We start from the raw sequence: 17,410 nt of genomic DNA, 5'->3' as shown, positions 1-17,410 counted from the left end.
AGGTGTTAAATTGGGATGAAAGCCATGCGTGTTCCGTTTATCCTCCCCCTTCCCCCTTCCCCCTGCCGGACAACGGGCCGGATCGCGACATCGGTCGCCGGGCGGCCCCGGTAAGAAGGCAGGTTCCGCAGGTTCAGATCCGGGATGGCAGCGAGGCCAGCGGCACCGGCGCCGCGTGCGGCCGTGAGCCGAGCATGGCATCGATCAGCGCCAGCACCTCCGCCCGGCCGACATTGGCCGCGGGCTCGAACGGCGTCCAGGTCTGGGTGAAGTCGAGCCGCTCGAACACGTCGCGGTAGCGGCGCAGCTCGCTCACCGTCAGCGGCACCCCGCGCACGAAGGCCTTGTGGGCCGAGATCGTCACCGCCTTACGGGAATCGTTCGGGTCGAGTTCGAACTTCAGCGCGTCGCCGCAGAAGCAGATTTTTCGCTTCCGGTCGAACAGCACGGCGTGGCCGTCGAAGTGACCCGCCGTCCGGTGCAGTTCCAGGCCCGGCAGGGGCTCCAGAAAATCGTCGTAGGGCCAGGAGACCTGGAGCGCCGCGCTCCAGGTGAAGTCGGCCGCGGGCAGGCACAGTTCCGGGTCGAAGCGGTCCTGAAGCTGCACAAGGGCGCCGTAGGAATGCGGGTGCGAGGCCGAGAGCACCTGCATCCCGCCCAGCCGCCCGATCCGGTCGAGCGCCGCCTCGCTGAACACCGGGCAGCCCTCGAAGCCCATGTTCCCGTTCTCGGTCCGGATCAGGTAGGCGCTCGGGCCGATGCCGGAGACCGGCTCGTTCCAGAAGCGCCACACGCCGGGCTCCAACTCCTCCCAGTGGCAGGGGAAGGCGGCCTGCGCCTCGCGCTCCGAGCGGAAGCGCCAGCCGTCCTGCGGCACGACGTGGCGCGCGTCGAGGCACATCGGGCAGGCCGGCGGCGCCTCGAAGTGGCGCTGCCAGAACCCGCAATTGTCGCAAGCGTAGGCGGGAAGCTTCAGGGCGCCCGCGAAGGGCAGGTAACCGGGCACGGACGATCCTGTTTCGAAAAAACGAGAACGGCCGGAAGCTAGCGCTCCCGGCCGCATTCTCATCCCCTTCGGGTAAATGCCTCAGCCGTGGGCCGGGGCGCCGTGCGGCTCGTGGCGCGGATCCTTGCCGTGGGGATCCTTGCCGCGCTTCCGCTCGATCCAGAGCACCGCCTTGCGGATCACCACGTAGAAGACCGGCGTCAGGAACAGGCCGAAGAAGGTCGCGCCGATCATGCCGAAGAACACCGCCGTGCCGAGTGCCTGACGCATCTCGGCGCCGGGGCCGGTGGCGATCACCAGCGGCAGGGTGCCGAGGATGAAGGCGAAGGCCGTCATCAGGATCGGGCGCAGGCGCAGGCGGCAGGCGTGCACGGCCGCGTCCACCGGCCCTCTGTCCTCGCTCTTCTCGATGTCGTGGGCGAACTCCACGATCAGGATCGCGTTCTTGGCCGCCAGGCCGATCAGCACGATCAGGCCGATCTGCGTCAGGATGTTGTTGTCCTGCCCCCTCAACTGCACCCCGAAGAGCGCGGACAGCACGCCGGTCGGCACCACGAGCAGGATCGCCAGCGGCAGCGCCCAGGATTCGTACTGCGCCGCGAGCACGAGGAAGACCAGCAGCACGCCGAGCGCGAAGACGTAGATGGCGGTGCCGCCGGCCGCCTTCTGCTGGAAGGCGATCTCGGTCCAGTCGTAGGCGTAGCCCTCGGGCAGCGCCCGCTTGGCGATCGCCTCCATGGAGTCGAGGGCCTGACCGGTCGAGACGCCGGCCTGCGCCACGCCCTGGACCGGGACCGAGTAGTACAGGTTGAACCGCTGCACGATCTGCGGGCCGGTGATCTCGCGGATCGTGGCGAGCGTGCCCATCGGCACCAGGGCGCCGGTGGAGGAGCGCACCTTCAACTGCTCGATGTCGCGCTGGGACATGCGGTAGACCGCATCGCCCTGCACGCGCACCTGATAGATGCGGCCCAAGGTATTGAAGTCGTTGACGTAGGTGCCGCCGAGCTCTGCCTGCACGGTGTCGAAGACGTTGGCGAGCGGCACGTTGAGCATGCGCGCGATGGTGCGGTCGATGTCGAGGTAGAGCTGCGGCGTGTCGTTGCCGAAGGTCGTGAAGACCCGGGTCACGTCCTTGCTCTGGTTGGCTTGGCCGATCACCTCGCCGGTCGCCGCGAGCAGCGGCCCGACCGCCGAGGATTGGCGGCTCTCGATCTGCATCTTGAAGCCGCCGCCCTGGCCGAGGCCGCGCACCGGCGGCGGCGGGATCACGATGATCCGCGCCTCCTGGATGCCGGCGGTGGCCTTCATCACGTCGCCGGTGATGACCGCCGCGCTGCGCCCCTGCTCCGCCCGCTCCTTGGCGTTCTTGAGGGTGAGGAACATCACCGCCGCGTTGGTGGTGTTGGTGAAGGTCGCGCCGTCGAAGCCGGCGATGATGACGGTGTTGGTGATGCCGTCGATCTTGCGGGCGATGGCGGCGGCCCGGTTCACCACCTCCGTGGTGCGGTCGAGCGAGGCGCCCGAGGGCAACTGCACGACGCCGATGAGGTAGCCCTGGTCCTGGTCCGGGATGAAGCCGGTCGGCGTCGTCTTCGCGAGGTGCAGCGTGCCCGCGATCACGCCCGCGTAGAGGATCAGCATCGCGATCACGCCGATCGCCGTGCCGGTCAGGACGCGGATGGTGTGGCCGTAGGCGTTCGACAGCCCGTCGAAGCCGCGGTTGAACAGGTGCGCCAGCCAGTTGACGAAGCGCGTGAGGAAGAATTTCGGCTTGGCATGCGCGTCGTGCGGCTTCAACAGGAGCTTGCACAGCGCGGGCGACAGCGTCAGCGAGTTGAAGGCCGAGATGAGGGTCGAGGCCGCGATGGTGAGCGCGAACTGCTTGTAGAACTGGCCCGAGATGCCGGGGATGAAGGCGGTCGGGATGAACACCGCCGCCAGCACCAGGGCGATGGCGATGACCGCGCTGCCCACCTCGTCCATGGTCTTGTGCGCCGCCTCGCCGGGGGAGAGGCCCTCGGCCATGTTGCGCTCGACGTTCTCCACCACGACGATGGCGTCGTCGACCACGATGCCGATGGCGAGCACGAGGCCGAACAGGGTCAGGTTGTTGAGCGAGAAGCCCAGCGCCGACATCACCGCGAAGGTGCCGACGAGCGAGACGGGGATCGCGATCACCGGGATCAGCGCCGTGCGCCAGCTCTGCAGGAAGACGAGCACCACGATGACGACGAGGAGGACGGCCTCGAACAGGGTCTTGTAGACCTCGTGGATCGATTCCTCGATGAACTCCGTCGGGTTGTAGGCGATGCGGTACTCGACGTCCGGCGGGAAGTTCTTCTTCAGGTTCTCCATCGTCGCCTTGACCGATTCCGCGGCCTCGAGCGCGTTGGTGCCCGGCCGCTGGAAGGCGCCGATGCCGACCGCGGGCGTGTCGTTGAGGAAGGAGTTGGTGGTGTAGTCCTTCTGGCCCATCTCGACGCGGGCGATGTCGCGCACGCGCACGAGGCGCCCGTCATTGGCCTTGACGATGACGTCGGCGAACTCCTCCGGGGTCTGGAAGCGCCCCTGCGACTGCACCACGAGCTGGAAGGCGGCGCCCGGCGCGGCCGGCGGGCCGTTGAGCTGGCCGGCGGCGACCTGGACGTTCTGCTCCTGCAGCGCGGAGGTGACGTCGGTCGTGGTCAGGCCGTAGGCGGCCATCTTCTGCGGGTCGAGCCAGATCCGCTCGGCGTACTCGTTGCCGCCGAAGATCGAGATGTCGCCGACGCCGTCGAGGCGCAAGAGCTCGTCGCGGATGTTGAGGTAGATGTAGTTGGCCAGATAGTTCTGGTCGTAGGTCTTCTTCGGCGACAGCAGGTGCACGACCAGCATCAGGTCGGGCGAGGCCTTGCGCACGGTGACGCCGAGGTTGCGCACGTCCGGCGGCAGGCGCGGCTGGGCCACCGAGAGACGGTTCTGCACCAGCACGTTGGCGATATCGAGGTTGGTGCCGACCTTGAAGGTCACGGTCAGCAGCATGGCGCCGTCGTTGGTCGACAACGACGTCATGTAGAGCATGTTGTCGACGCCGTTGATCTCCTGCTCCAGCGGCGTCGCGATCGTGGCGGCCACGGTCTCGGCGTTGGCGCCGGGGAAGCTCGCGCGCACCGTCACCGTCGGCGGCACGATCTCGGGGTATTGCGAGACCGGCAGCGTCTCGTAGGCGACGAAGCCGAGGATCAGGAAGACGATCGACGTGACCGAGGCGAAGATCGGCCGGTCGACGAAGAAATGGGCGAAACGCATCGTTCAAACCTCTCGCCGCCGGGACGAGCGCGTTGGCGCGACCCGCGCGGCTTGCCGTCTGCGTTCAGGCCGGCGCCCCCGGTCGGCCCGGCGGCGTCGGCGCTCGAATGTCACTGTCCGTTCCCGCCTCGCCCCCCGCGGCCGGGGCGGCTTCACTTCCTGCTCGGCGGCAACTGCGTCGTCTCGGGCTTCACCTGAGCGCCGGGACGGACCTTGGCGACGCCGTTGACGACCACCATCTCGTCGCCCTTCAGGCCGTCTCGGATCACCCGGTAGCCGTCGACGATCGGCCCGAGCTTCACCGGTTTCGCCGAGACCTTGTCGCCCTCGCCGAGCACGTAGACGATGCGCTTGTCCTGGTTGGCCGAGACCGCCTCGTCGGGCAGCAGGATGCCCTGGTAGGGCTTGGTCGCCGGCATCGAGACGATGCCGAACAGGCCCGGCTTGACGAAGCCGTCCGGGTTCTCGACCGTGGCGCGCAGGAGCACGGTGCCGGTGGCGTTGTCGACGCGGTTGTCGACGAAGTCGAGGGTGCCCTTGCGGGTCGGCTTCTCCTCGCCGGACAGGGCGATGAGGATCGGCGCGCCCTTGCCGCGCTGCATCTGGCCCATGCCGATGCCGAGCGTGTTCTGGTACTTCAGGAACGAGCGCTCATCGACGGTGAAGCCGAAATAGATCGGATCGAGCGAGACGATCGTGGTCAGCATCGTCTGGTCGGTGATGACGATGTTGCCCTCGGTGACGAGGCGCCGGCTGATCCGCCCGTCGATCGGCGACTTCACTTCCGTGAAGTCGTAGTTGAGCTGGGCGTTGCGCAGCGCGGCTTCCGCGCTGTCGACATCGGCCTGGGCGGTCTGCGAGGCTTGGCGGCGCTGGTCGGTGACCTGCTCGGAGATGTTGCCGCCCTTCGACAGCACCTGCGCGCGCTCCAGGTCGGTCTGCGTGAAGGACAGCCGCGCCTTGGCCGAGGTCCGCGCGGCCTGGGCCTGCTCCAGCGCCGCCTTGTAGGGGCGCCGGTCGATGACGAAGAGCACGTCGCCCTTCTTCACGTTGGCGCCGTCCTGGAACAGGATCCTGTCGAGATAGCCGGTCACGCGGGCGCGCACCTCGACGAATTCGATCGGGTCGAAGCGGCCGGTATACTGGTTCTGCTCGACGATCTCCTTCACCACCGGCTTGGCGACGGTCACGCCGGGCGGGGGCGCCCCCGGCATCTGTGCGCTGGCCGGCGCGGCCAGCAGCGCGGAAGCGATCAGCGGCGTGGCGAAGAGGAGTGGCCTGAGGCTGCGCATCATTCGGTTCCCTGCATGGCGCGGCCTAGTCCCCGTCCCCTCGTATGGGGCGTGCGCTCGCGCACATGGTCGGTTCCTCCGGCCGGAACGAATCGCCGGAACGAATCGATGTCCGTGGGGAAATTCTTCATGAGCTAGAATTCGACCGGCTCCCCGGCGGCGTACCAGTCCTTGAAGGCCCCGGCGTAGTGCTCGCTGAGATCGAGCCCGGCCTGCTGCGCCGCGGCGATGGCGTGGACCGAGCGCACGCCGGAGGCGCAGGAGAAGACCGGCCGGCGCCCGTCCGACGCGATCAGCGCCCGCACCCTCTCCGGATCGAAGCGCGAGAGGGGATGCGAGACCGAGCCGGGGATGTGCCCGCGGGCGAACTCATGGTCCTCGCGCACGTCGATGAGCAGCAGCGAGCCGTCCGCCAGGCCCTGCTTGACCGTCTCCCGGTCGAGATCGACCACCTTCATCGCAAACCGATCTTTCCTGAGGGGAACCTGCCGCGGCCGAGGGTTCGGAGTGCCTCACGAAACGCCCGGTCACCGGTCGTCTCCCCTTCGGGCGCGTCGGCGCAGCGGGCGTTTCGTGAGAGACGCTCAGGGGCGGAGCGTCCGAGGGCGTTTTTCTTATACCAGCCGGCGATGAGGATCACGCATCGTCGGCTGCCCCCGCGACCTCGGGGCGGCGGCCGTCCGCCGGATGCGCCGATCCCGACCATCGGTCGGGATCGGCGCCGCTTGGTATTAATACCGTTTCCGCTTGATCGCTTCGGGTTTGGCCCCCCTCCGTCCTCGCGAGCGACCGCGAAGCGATCCAGGGCGCGCCCTGGATCGCCACGGCTTCGCCTCGCGATGACGCAGGAGAGGCCGAACTCATCAACCGGATAGCGTATAAGTCCTGCGACCGGCACCGTGCAACCGTCGCCCCCGCGGGGCCCAGGGCCATCGCTTGAAGCGATGGCCCTGGTCTTCTTGGCCAGCTTCAGTCGCCGGCGCCCGCCTCCGCGGACATCTCGGCCCCTTGGGCTTTCGCTCCGCTCGATGTTTTTCAGGACGAACGTCTTGGAAAAACCCGCTCCGCGCGGCGCTCTTGGTCGTGTCCCTTGGCGCCGCGAAGCCGCTCAGGCGGCTTCGAGCGATGGCCCTGCCGCGGGACTGCGCTCACGGTGGCGGCAGTTCGGCCAGCGCCGCGTCCACCCGCTCGAAATGCGCCGCCCAGCTCGGCGGCAGGTAGCCGTCGAGGCGCCCCCTCAGGTCCCGCCGCAGCGGCGAATCCGGCTCGCTCAAGGCGCGGACGGCCCGCGTCCAGCCCGGCCCGTCGAGGGGATCGAGGAGATGGGCGAAGCCCGCGCCGATTTCCCGATGGACCGGAATGTCGGACGCGACGACCGGCAGGCCGCTCGCCGCCGCCTCGACCACGGGCAGGCCGTAGCCCTCGATGAAGGAGGGCATCAGCAGGGCGGTGGCGCCGCGCATCAGCCGCGCGAGGCCGTGGGTCGAGAGGCCGGCCACCTCGGTGACGTGCGGCCGGATCGCCGCGCAGCGATCGAGCATGTCGGCGACGTTCTCGATCTCCCAGCCGCGCCGGCCGACCAGCACGAGCCGCGGGGTCGCCGCGCCCATGCGCGCGGCGAGATCGCGCCAGAGGTTGAGCAGCAGCAGGTGGTTCTTGCGCGGCTCGATGGTGCCGCAGACGAGGAAGGTCGGCCGGGCGAGCCCCGGCGGCGCCTCCCCCGCGTGATCCGAAAAGACCGTCTCGACGCCGAGCGGCGCCACGCTCACCGGCTTCGTCCCGAGGCCCCGCTGCCGCGCGTAATGCGTGAAGCGCGCGCCGACATCGCCGGAATTGACGAGGACGTGGGCGGCGTGGCGCGCCACCGTCTCCATGCGCAAAGCGTGGCGCCCGGCCTCGCCGGGCCGGCCGTATTCGGGATGCGAGATCGGGATGAGGTCGTGGACGAAGAAGACCGGCCGCACGTCGCGCCGGGTGTAGAGCCAGTCGAACCGCCCCGGCAGGTCGAGCCGCAGGTGCGAGGTGTGGAGATAGACCGTGCCCGCGGGCAGGTGTTCGGCGCCGCCGCGGCGCAGGACCCGCAGCATCGTCTCGGCCTGGAGGCGGCGACGGCGCAGGCTCCCCTCCCCCCGTCGCCGGGGAGCCGTCTCCGCCGGAAGCGGGCAGGCCGCGAGGGAGGGGGCGGGAGTCGCGGCGAGGGAGGCGGCGAGCGTCCGGTAGACCGGGTCGGCCTCCGCGGCGGCGTCCTCGACCCAGCCCGCCGCCACGGCCTCGACGAGGCCGCGCGCGGTTTCGCGGTCGAGGACGCGCGGGCCGAGGGCCGTCGAGACGAGCCCGAAGCGCGTGCCCTGCCCGCCCCCGGCGAGGACGTGCCGGGCATAGGCGAGGTCGACCCGGTCGATCCCCGTCGGGCTGGCGTGGCGGAGCCGGGTGATGAGGCGGGTCAGGTCGATGGCGAGGCTGGCTGGCATGGGCCGCTGCATAGAGCCCTGCCCGATCGCGTTGCAATCGGCAGGGCTCTCAGCGCTTGTCCTGACGCGCTTCCGCTCGCGCCGGACCGGGCACCACCCGGGCGCAGGGTGCCCTAATGATGCGACCGGTTCGGCTGCACGCTCCGGCTGGCGATCTCCCGGGCGACCTCCAGGAGGAGGACGTCCACGAGTTGGCGCAGGCGACGGCTGCCGCTCGCATCGATCGCCTGGCGCGCCGCGATCAGGAGTTCGGCCGCCTCGTCGATGGCGTTCGCGGCGCCCTCGTTCTCCAGCCCCAGCAGGGCACGGGCCTCGGCGCCGACATCGACGGTGTCGACCAGGGTTCCCTCGCAGCGGACGGGCCGGTTGTGCTCGTTCCGGTGGATCCGGCCGCGGCACAGCAGTCGGCGAACGGCTCCGGAGGGAGCCCGGACGCGAAGGTCGATCCGCAGATCGTCCTCCTCCTGCTCGGCGGTGCGGAGCACCGCGCCGAGGAAGCGGACGGCGTCCGGCGTGTCGAGCCCTGCCGTCGCCCGTTCGCTGAGCAGGGCGCCTCCGGCAAGTCGCGCATCGCCCGCCATCAGGGCGGCGGCTCCCTCGTCGAGGAGGAAGTGTCCGGTGGCCGGATCCCACTCCCAGGTTCCGACGATGCCGGACTTCGCCAGGGTTCCGACGAGCCCCGGGGTCGCGCCCCGGCGGGCGCCACTGCGTCTGTGTTTCACGGTCCTGCTCCCCGCGCCCGATGTTTTTTGGGCCGATGGTGTTGGTGGCTGTGCTCGTGCGCGCCGCGGCGGCCGGGCCGCGGCGCTCTCGTGGGCTGGAGGGGCGCCCGTCAGGATGCGAGGCGCGTGATGCTGGCCCGCGGCGGGGCGAGCACGGAGCGGATGTCGCCGCGCTTGGTCTGGAGCTGGCGCAGGGCGCGGCGGTCGAAGGCCGCCTCGACCGCGACGATCTCCTCGCCCTCGATCTCATGGGGCAGGCCGAGGGGGATGGCGCGCAGATGCAATTGCAGGAGGCGCAGGATCCAGCTCGTCGGCATCTCGGAGACGAAGCTCGTCACGCCCCGCGGCAGGCCCCACTCGACGATGGCCGTCATCAGCGCCAGCGCCGTCGGGTTGAGCCGCCGGCCCGAGGTGCGGGCGCATTCGGCCACGCAGATGCGGCCCCACTCGACGACGTGCGGGCCCGAGGGCGGCGTGCCCTCGCAGAGCTGCGGCAGAACGATCGGCAGCAGGTAGGGGCGGGTCGTCGGCAACAGGCGCGAGTAGCCGATGACGGTGTCGTTCTCATCGATCGCGAGCAGGTGGACGGCGTGCTCGTCGTCGAACTCGTCGATCTCGCGCTTGTCGGGCCGCGCGAGGTTGTGCCAGCCCAGCTCCTCGACGAACACCCGGTGCCGCAGGCGGAAAGCCTGATCCAGGGCACCGGCATAGTCCTGCATGTTCTCCGCCGTCACGACATGGATCATGGGAACACCTCTTGGGAAATCCGAGGTGGTCGTCCCAAATTCAGACGGGCGGCGGCACTACGGGAACCCGTAGGGTTTCGTTCGCGCAAACAGGGCGCCGGCGGCGACCGCGGGCGGGGGGCGGTGCGGGGCCGAGTCGCGGCCCGTTTCCTCTATCGTGGATTGCATGCCGAGGCAATCTGCATCCGAGGCCCCGGGCAGGGCTGCGAAGTCAGGTCGACGAAGTGCGCCCTCCGGATGCGGCGTCGCGGCCACAGCACCGGCCACAGCACCGGAATGACGGCGGTGAGGGACCGGAGAGGGCCTGCAAGAGCGTCAACCCGAGTTCGCGGCCCTGCCTTTCGGCGCCCTTCGCGCCGCGAAACCTCTCGCGCGGCTTCGAGCGGTGGCCCTGCGGGCAGCTTCGAGCGGTGGCCCTGCGAGACGGGATGTCGGGCCTCGATGCTCTCGGTTTTTGATTTTGCATCGTCTTTTCAGACAAGCCGGCAGCCACCTTCCGGGACGATGCTCTAGATGATCAGTCCGCGCCGGAACCCTTCGGCCACCGCCTGGGTGCGGGAGACGCAGCCGAGCTTCACCCGGGCGGAGCGCAGGTGGAAATCGACCCCGTGGTGGGAGATGCCCATCAGCTCGCCGATCTCCCAGTCGGTCTTGCCTTCGGCCACCCATTGCAGGCTCTCGCGCTCGCGCGGCGTCAGCCCCATCCGGCGCTCGTTGGGCCCGTTGGCGATCAGCAGCGTCTGCCCGACCACGTAGGAAGCCAGCAGGGTCAGCACGCCGCGCTGCGCCGGGCTGACGTCGATCTGCCGCCCGGCGAAGGTCAGGCCGCCGCGCTCCTCCTCCAGGGTGGCGAGCGGCACGGTGAAGCCGTCGCCGAGGCCGAATTCGCGCGCCTCGCCCATGACCTGCCGCGAGCGCGGATCGAGCGGGCCGGCCGTCTCGATCTCGGACCAGCGGAAGCCCGTCGTGCTCTGCAGCGTCGCCTGAACGATCGGGTCGGCGTACATGTACCCTTTCGAGAAGTAGAGCCGGTTCCACTCGTCCGATGTATTTTCGAGGATGACGTAGTTCTTCTGTGTCCGTGACGGGAGACGTTTCTGCGGGATCATCGCGGAGATGATGTATTCGATCCCGAAGGCTCCGAGGCGCGGCATGATTGCCCGCAGGACATCCTCGCGCGAATGCGCCCGGTCGAGCGACTTGAGGATCGCCAACGTCAGGTCGAGTGATTTTCTGGACATGGCCCGGTGAAACGGATGCGCGATCATTACGATAAGTCGATACGAGGCTCTTGAGAAGAGCAGTCATAAATTTCTTTCAGGTTGCATTATTGGCTGGCTGCGCGGGGTTTCCCAACCTGCCCCGGTTCGAGCCGACCCCGCTGCCGGTCGTCGCCGTGGAAGGCTTTGGCGGACCCGATCCACGGGGCAAGGCGACGGAACATCCCGTGGGACTTCCGTGGGACTTTCTGCGCGCGACGCCGCACCTGTTCGCGCTTCGTTGCGCGACCGGCTCGAAAAGGGGTTGCACCCCCGGTGGCGGAAAGCTAAGAGCGCCAAGCCCTTCGGGGCGTCGGAGTGTAGCGCAGCCCGGTTAGCGCACTAGTCTGGGGGACTAGGGGTCGTGGGTTCGAATCCCGCCACTCCGACCATCCTTTAAGTCAATGACTTAGCCGAACCGGGATACGGCTATGTCGCCTTGGTTTCCAACTTCCGCCCGTATCGGTGAACGGAGGAGCCGCACGGGATGCTCCGTTGCTTCTTCGACGGGGAGGGTGGGAACCGCACGATCGACGAGGAAGGCATGGAACTCGCCGGATGTCGGGCGCTGGCCGTCACGGCGATGACGACGCGGCTCGATATCGGCCGGTTCGAGGTCGTCACCAAGGCCGTCACCAAGAACGAGCGGCGGCCGGTCTACCGTTCCGAACTCATGATCGAGGCCAAGTGGCGGATCGAGGCACCCGTCGCGCCGTTCGTTCAGGCCACTTCCGTCCCGCCGGTCCGCGCGTATCCGACGGACCGCGATTGTGGCCGTCCGGCACTAGACTGGCCGATGCAATCCGCGGATGAGGGATCGGCCGAGTGTCTTGACGAACCCGCCCTCACGCCGGCGCCGAGAATGGCGCCGTCGTCGGGAGGCGACGGGCACTCCTCCTCGAACGAGTCCTTAGAGCCGTGCGCGCGGTGAAGAAGCTTTTGAAGAAGACGAGGCTGCAGGCGCTCACGACGCGGCGGCCGTCGTCCTCGATCGTCCGCACGCCGCTGCCGGGCTTCGATCCGATCTATTACCTCTACTGGTATCCGGATGTGCGGACCTTCCCGCACGGGCCTCTCAGCCACTATATCCATTACGGCTGGAAGGAAGGGCGCGACCCGAGCGCCGGCTTCAGTACCGAGGGCTATCTCAAGGCTAACCCCGACGTGCGCGAGGGCGGCGTCAACCCGCTCGTCCATTTCGTCGAGCACGGCCTCGCCGAAGGCCGGCGGGGCTGGAACAAGAACCCGGACGCGCCGCCGCCGAAGCCCCGCGCGGCAGACTATCATTCGCGCAAGCTCCTGCCGCCCCCGACCGGTTCGTCCGGCGGCTGAGTCCCGCCGGTCGGTGGATTTCGACCGCACCTTCGCTTTCTCGTCCCGATCCGCGCCGGCCCGGTTGACGCGCAGAGCGGGCTGTGGCTGTAGCCTTCTTCCCGTCCCGTGAGGGTTGAATTCCGTCATGTCCGAAGGCGATACGCTGGCCAAGGCCCTGGCCGATGTCCGGCGGCGGATGGCCGATCTCCAGGCCGAGTACGAGCGCGTCACGTCCGAGCTGACCAAGCTCCAGGTGGCGGAAAAGTCGCTCGCCGCGATCGTCGAGGGCACGGCGCTCGGCGATGTGACCGCCGACTTTCCGGCTTCCTCGGCCGTCGCGCCGGGGTTTGCCGGCGAGCCGCAGGCGCGTTCGGGGCGCGGCGGCGGGCGGGGCAGCCGCGGGCCCCGGGCGAACTCGGCCAAGGGCCGGCTGAAGACGCTGCTGGAGGGCGCCGGACCGCAGGGCCTGTCGCATGCCGAGATCGCGCGGCGCCTGCCCGACGTCGCGCCGAACACGCTGAACACCTATCTCAGCGTCATGGCCAACAGCGGCGAGGCGGTGCGGCGCGGCGACTTCTACGCCGTCGGCACCGCTCCCCGGTCGGCGCAGGAGGGCCTCGGGGACGAGGCGGCGGAGGACGGGACCGATCCGTCGGCGCCCTTCGAGGCGGACGGGCCCGACGCGGCGGCGTAGGCCGAGGCTCAATCCGGCAGCGCGAACACCACGAGGGCGTCGCCGGTGCCGAAGCCCTGGTGAAGGAGGCGCCGCCGGCGGCCACGGCCACGTATTGGCGCCCCTCGACCGTGTAGGTGCACGGCGGCGAGCGCGGCCCGGCCCGAGCGCGCACATCCCGGCGGGCCCGTTCGAATGGCGCGTCACGTCCTCTCCTCCCTGTTTTCCTCTCGTGAGAGCGGAACGGTGCGGCTGTCGAATGGCGGCTTCGCGCCGGAAGCCGTGAAAGGCTTTCTTGGATCGATCGCCGGTCAGCACGGTTGTCCGAGCGAAAACAAGCCCGAGGCCCGCCGCGACATGCGGGTGCTCCAGCGAGATCGAGGGACTTCCATGCGTATTCCGATCCTGGCCGCCGCACTCCTGGCCGCCGCCACGCCGGCACTGGCGCAGACCGCGGCTCCGCCCCCGAGCAGCCCCGCCGTCGGCATTGGCCAGAACAACACCGGCGGTGACCGCAACCTGACGATCCCGCGCGGCAACAGCGCCGCCGATACCGTCGAGACCAACTCGGCCGCCGGCGGCAATTCGAACCAGCCCTCGCGGGTGGTGCCGCAGGGCAGCGCCGGCGGCGGAAGCGGCGGCAACTGACGCGTCCCGGGAGCGCCGCTCGACGCCCCGCTCACCCCTCGGCGATCATCCGCGACGCGAACCGGGCGCCCCGGCCCGGTTCCAGGGACAGTACGCCCTCGCGCTGGCGGCCGAGGTTGCCGACGACGCGCACGGGTCGGCGAAGCGATCCGGCACCGCGACGGCGCCCGCCTTCGCCAAGCTCAGGGCTCGTCGCCGAGGAGCGTCTCGGCGCGGGCGATCGCCGCCTCGCAGCCCTTGGCGTCGCCCTTGCCGTCGGCGGTGCGGGCCTCCTCCAGGGCGACCTTGGCCTGCTGGGCCCGATCACCGCCCTTGCCCGCCTCGGCGGATTTTTCCGGGGGGGCCTCGCGCCGGTCGGTCTGGCCGCCGGTCCCGGTCTGGCCCTCGCCCTCCCGGTGGGCGGCGACGGTCTTGCTGCCGGTGGAGGCCGCGATCGAGGCCGTCGCCTCGGATTTCACTCGGCCGTCGAGCTTCGCGATCTTGTCGGAACAGGGGGAGGCGAGCGCCGGCCCGGCCATCAGGAGGCCGGTCAGCGACAGCCCGAGGGCAAGGCGCGCGGTGAGCGTCATGAAGCGTGGATCCTCGTGCAACGGATGCCTGTGAAAGTCGCGAGGCGCCCGAGGGTTGCCGCCGACATCCGACCCTCCCCCATCCAAGTCGGGCAGGCCCGACTTGGATCAAGCCCGACTTGGACCAAACTCCCTTTGGACCAAACCCCTTTGGACAAGGAAGCCGGATATCGGGCGAGCCCGACATCCGGAGGGCGTTGCCCGGTCGTCCGCCGGACGCAGGGAAGCCGACCATCGGTCGGCTTCCAGGCCGCTTGGTATTCAGGTGCTGAGCTGGTCGCGCAGCGGCAGCTCGCGCACCCGGCGGCCGGTGGCCGCGAAGACCGCGTTGGCGATCGCCGGCGCGACCGGGGGCACGCCCGGCTCGCCGACGCCGCCGAGCGGAGCGTCGTAGGTGTCCGAGGGCACGAGATGCACCCGCACCGCCTTCGGGGCGGCGTCGATGCGCAGGACCTCGTAGCCGTCGTAGTTGGACTGCTCGGTCCGGCCGTTCCTGAAGGTGATCTTCGAGGTGAGCGCGAGGCCCATCCCCATCACCACCGCCCCCTCCATCTGCGAGCGGACGCGCTCCGGGTTCACCTGCGGCCCGCAATCGACGGCGATGTCGATGGCGTGGACCTTCACCTGGCCCTTGTCGTCCACCTCCACCTCGGCCGCGACCGCGGTGTAGGTGACGAAGCTGTAGTGGCCGGCGAGGCCGAGACCCCGGCCCTTCTCCAGCTTGCGGCCCCACTTGGCCCCGTCGGCCACCGTCTCGATGACGCGCCGCAGGCGGCCGGTCTCGACGGGGTAGCGCTTCGGATCCTCGCCGTAGTTCCAGACATCGCCCATCCCGGTCGGGTCGATGTTTCGCGCGGGGCCGATGAGATCCAAGAGATAATCCTTCGGATCCCGGCCCGCGGCGTGCGCGAGTTCGGCCACGAAGGACTGGATCGCGAAGGCGTGCGGGATGTTCGAGACCGAGCGGAACCAGCCGATCCGGGTGTGGGCGGCGGCCTCCGGGTTCTCGAACCGCAGGTTCTCGAGGGCGAAGGGATTGTTGACGAGGCCCATGCCCAGCTCGAACGGCAGTTCGTGCTTCGGATCGGGCGCGAAGATCGAGCCGATCGTCGGCGCGACCGAGCGGTGCAGCCACGCCACCGGCAGGCCCTTGTCGTCGAGGCCGGCCTCGATCCGCTCCACCGAGATGGTGTGGTAGTAGCCGTGCCGGATGTCGTCCTCGCGGGTCCAGACCAGCTTGACCGGCGCGCCGTCCATGGCCCGCGAGCAGAGCGCCGCCTCGACCACGTAGTCGGGCTTCGACTTGCGGCCGAAGCCGCCGCCGAGCAGCGTCACGTTCACCCGCACCTTGTCGGCGGGCAGGTCGAGGCGCTTCATCACCCGGTCATGGGCGGCCTGCGGCCCCTGCGTGCAGGCCCAGGCCTCGCAGATGCCGTCCTTGATGCGGGCGACCGCGGCCGGGGGCTCCATCGGCGCCTGGGCGAGATGGGGCACGAAGTACTCGGCCTCGATCTTCGTCCTGGCGCCCTTCATCGCCCCATCGACGTCGCCCGCGACCCGTACGACCTTGCCCGGCGCGCGGGCGGCCGTCTCCAGTTCCTTGCGGAAGGCGGCGGTGTCGTAGGCGGCGTTCGGGCCGTCGTCCCAGGTCACTTTCAGGGCCTCGCGGCCCTTCATCGCCGCCCAGGTGTTCCTGGCGATGACCGCGATGCCGCCGAGCGGCATGAACTCGGACGGGATCTCGCCGCCCTCGATCTTCACGGTCTTGACGACGCCGGGCACCTTCAAGGTTTCCGAATCGTCGAAGGAAACGACTTTGCCGCCGTAGACCGCCGGGCGGGCGACGACGGCGAAAAGCATGCCGTCGAGCTTCACGTCGAGGGCGTAGACCGCCTTGCCGGTGGTGATGTCGCGGTTGTCGACGAGGCCGATCCGGCCCTTGCCGATGTAGCGGAAGGCCTCGGGCTTCTTCAACCGCACGCTCTCGCGCGCCGGCACCGGCAGGGAGGCCGCGGCCTCGGCCACCTCGCCGTAGCCGAGCGTGCGCCCGGACCTGGCGTGGGTCAGCACGTGACCCTCCGCCTTCACCTCGCCCTCCGGCACGCCCCACCGCTTGGCAGCGGCCCGGACCAGCATCAGCCGCGCGGCGGCGCCGGCATGGCGGAAATGCCGGAAGAAGTGGCGCAGGCTGCGCGAACCGTCGGTGTCCTGGTTGCCGAAGCGGGTCTCCTCGCCCCAGGCCTGGATCACCTTCACCTTCGCCCAGTCGGCCTCCAGCTCGTCGGCGACGGTGAGCGCCACCGAGGTGCGCACGCCCTGGCCCATCTCGGAGCGGTGATTGGTGATCGTGACGGTGCCGTCACGCGCGATCGAGACGAAGATCTTCGGATCGTCGCGCCAGCCGTTGGGCATGCCGTCGGCGCCGAATTTCCTTTCCTTCTGCTCCTTGGTCTGGCCCTCGTCGGCCCTGGCGCGGTCCGGGAGCGACAGCGCGAGCACGAGCGCGCCCATGCCGCCGACCACGCCGCGGCGGCTGACGTTGTCGATCCGGACCGGGCCGGACGCGTTCTCGGAGGCGGCGAGTTCCGCCATCGGCTTCGCTTCGTGAATCACAGGCGCTCTCCCGTGTTGGCGGGCGCCGTCTGGCCGGCGGCCTGATGGATCGCGGCGCGGATGCGCGGATAGGTGCCGCAGCGACAGATGTTGCCGCTCATGGTCTCGTCGATCTGCTGATCGGTCGGCTTCGGTGCGTCCTTGAGGAGCGAGGCCGCCTGCATGATCTGGCCGGTCTGGCAGTAGCCGCACTGGGCCACGTTCAGGTCGCGCCACGCCGCCTGGACCGGGTGGTTGCCGTCGGGAGACAGCCCCTCGATGGTCGTGACCTCCTGGCCTTCCGCGGACGAGACCGGGGTGATGCAGGAGCGTGCGGCGGTGCCGCCGAGATGGATCGTGCAGGCGCCGCACTGGGCGATGCCGCAGCCGAACTTGGTGCCGGTGAGGCCGAGCTCGTCGCGCAGGTACCACAGCAGCGGCATCTCGGGATCGCCGTCGAAGCTGCGTTCGGCTCCGTTGACCGTGAGTTTTATCATCTTGCCATCTGCCGTTTCGGAATGGAATGCCGCGCCCGGCGGCCGGATCGATCTGCCGTTCCCCATGGATGCCGTACCGGGAACGATCCGAAGCCCGACGGGCGGGTGGATCGCTGCCGTGGCGGCCGGTTCACGGGCGGTGCCGTCCGGCTCTTGGTTCGTGCCTGTGGTCGGTCGCGAGGGCGGCGCGATCGCTGCGCCGCGATGCGGAGGCCGCGGAACGGCCTCGACTGCATTTCTTGTCTGGAATTAATCAGAACCGGGAGGCTTTGGCAATCGCGCGACTCGGTTGCGTCCGACGCTTTGCCGTCGCAAAGCGGGTCCCGGGCG

15 protein-coding genes and 1 tRNA gene are annotated in these 17,410 nt (G+C 69.6%); 5 read left to right on the top strand and 11 right to left on the bottom strand.

Annotation, left to right across the window (positions count from 1 at the left end):
* Positions 1-133: 133 nt before the first annotated feature.
* From PGN25_21345 to PGN25_21310, 8 genes are all read right to left on the bottom strand, one after another.
* Positions 134-1,006, bottom strand: coding sequence for a hypothetical protein (locus PGN25_21345; GenBank protein ID MEH3120058.1), 873 nt, complete (start codon positions 1,004-1,006; stop codon positions 134-136).
* An 81-nt stretch (positions 1,007-1,087) separates the two neighbouring features.
* Positions 1,088-4,297, bottom strand: a complete 3,210-nt coding sequence (locus PGN25_21340; protein ID MEH3120057.1) for a multidrug efflux RND transporter permease subunit — start codon at positions 4,295-4,297, stop codon at positions 1,088-1,090.
* Positions 4,298-4,449: 152 nt separating this feature from the next.
* Positions 4,450-5,592: an efflux RND transporter periplasmic adaptor subunit gene (locus PGN25_21335; GenBank protein MEH3120056.1), complete on the bottom strand. Its 1,143-nt coding sequence runs from the start codon at positions 5,590-5,592 to the stop codon at positions 4,450-4,452.
* A gap of 131 nt (positions 5,593-5,723) precedes the next feature.
* The gene (locus PGN25_21330; GenBank protein MEH3120055.1) at positions 5,724-6,047 is read right to left on the bottom strand and encodes a rhodanese-like domain-containing protein; all 324 of its coding nucleotides are present in this window, start codon (positions 6,045-6,047) and stop codon (positions 5,724-5,726) included.
* A gap of 690 nt (positions 6,048-6,737) precedes the next feature.
* Positions 6,738-8,072 (bottom strand): glycosyltransferase family 1 protein, encoded by a 1,335-nt coding sequence (locus tag PGN25_21325; GenBank protein ID MEH3120054.1) that lies wholly within the window; start codon positions 8,070-8,072, stop codon positions 6,738-6,740.
* Positions 8,073-8,173: 101 nt separating this feature from the next.
* A complete protein-coding gene (locus tag PGN25_21320) occupies positions 8,174-8,782 on the bottom strand; it encodes a hypothetical protein (GenBank protein ID MEH3120053.1) in 609 nt (202 codons plus the stop codon).
* 110 nt (positions 8,783-8,892) lie between these two features.
* A complete protein-coding gene (locus PGN25_21315) occupies positions 8,893-9,528 on the bottom strand; it encodes a GNAT family N-acetyltransferase (GenBank protein ID MEH3120052.1) in 636 nt (211 codons plus the stop codon).
* Positions 9,529-10,037: 509 nt separating this feature from the next.
* The gene (locus PGN25_21310; protein ID MEH3120051.1) at positions 10,038-10,769 is read right to left on the bottom strand and encodes a LuxR family transcriptional regulator; all 732 of its coding nucleotides are present in this window, start codon (positions 10,767-10,769) and stop codon (positions 10,038-10,040) included.
* Positions 10,770-11,101: 332 nt separating this feature from the next.
* Here PGN25_21310 and PGN25_21305 point away from each other — a divergent pair.
* From PGN25_21305 to PGN25_21285, 5 genes are all read left to right on the top strand, one after another.
* Positions 11,102-11,179: transfer RNA gene (locus PGN25_21305), tRNA-Pro, on the top strand.
* A 95-nt stretch (positions 11,180-11,274) separates the two neighbouring features.
* Entirely contained in the window at positions 11,275-11,718 is a 444-nt protein-coding gene (locus PGN25_21300; protein MEH3120050.1) for a hypothetical protein, read from the top strand.
* Positions 11,706-12,119 carry a hypothetical protein gene (locus PGN25_21295; GenBank protein MEH3120049.1) on the top strand — a complete coding sequence of 138 codons (414 nt, stop codon included), beginning with the start codon at positions 11,706-11,708 and terminating at the stop codon, positions 12,117-12,119. Before PGN25_21300 ends, PGN25_21295 begins: the two co-directional genes overlap by 13 nt.
* Before the next feature lie 127 nt (positions 12,120-12,246).
* Positions 12,247-12,795, top strand: a complete 549-nt coding sequence (locus PGN25_21290; GenBank protein ID MEH3120048.1) for a hypothetical protein — start codon at positions 12,247-12,249, stop codon at positions 12,793-12,795.
* Positions 12,796-13,164: 369 nt separating this feature from the next.
* Positions 13,165-13,422, top strand: a complete 258-nt coding sequence (locus tag PGN25_21285) for a hypothetical protein (GenBank protein MEH3120047.1) — start codon at positions 13,165-13,167, stop codon at positions 13,420-13,422.
* A 182-nt stretch (positions 13,423-13,604) separates the two neighbouring features.
* On the opposite strand, the gene PGN25_21280 is transcribed toward PGN25_21285, so the two are convergent.
* The 3 genes from PGN25_21280 to PGN25_21270 form a co-directional block, all read right to left on the bottom strand.
* Positions 13,605-13,991 carry a hypothetical protein gene (locus PGN25_21280; GenBank protein ID MEH3120046.1) on the bottom strand — a complete coding sequence of 129 codons (387 nt, stop codon included), beginning with the start codon at positions 13,989-13,991 and terminating at the stop codon, positions 13,605-13,607.
* Positions 13,992-14,252: 261 nt separating this feature from the next.
* Entirely contained in the window at positions 14,253-16,604 is a 2,352-nt protein-coding gene (locus tag PGN25_21275) for a xanthine dehydrogenase family protein molybdopterin-binding subunit (GenBank protein ID MEH3120045.1), read from the bottom strand.
* On the bottom strand, positions 16,601-17,080 hold the full coding sequence (locus PGN25_21270) for a (2Fe-2S)-binding protein (GenBank protein ID MEH3120044.1): 480 nt from the start codon (positions 17,078-17,080) through the stop codon (positions 16,601-16,603). Before PGN25_21270 ends, PGN25_21275 begins: the two co-directional genes overlap by 4 nt.
* Positions 17,081-17,410: the final 330 nt, after the last annotated feature.

This window comes from Methylorubrum populi, from assembly GCA_036946625.1.
GTDB lineage: Bacteria > Pseudomonadota > Alphaproteobacteria > Rhizobiales > Beijerinckiaceae > Methylobacterium > Methylobacterium populi_C.
Note: the sequence above shows the minus strand (reverse complement) of the source record. Positions and strands in the feature narration are given on the sequence as shown.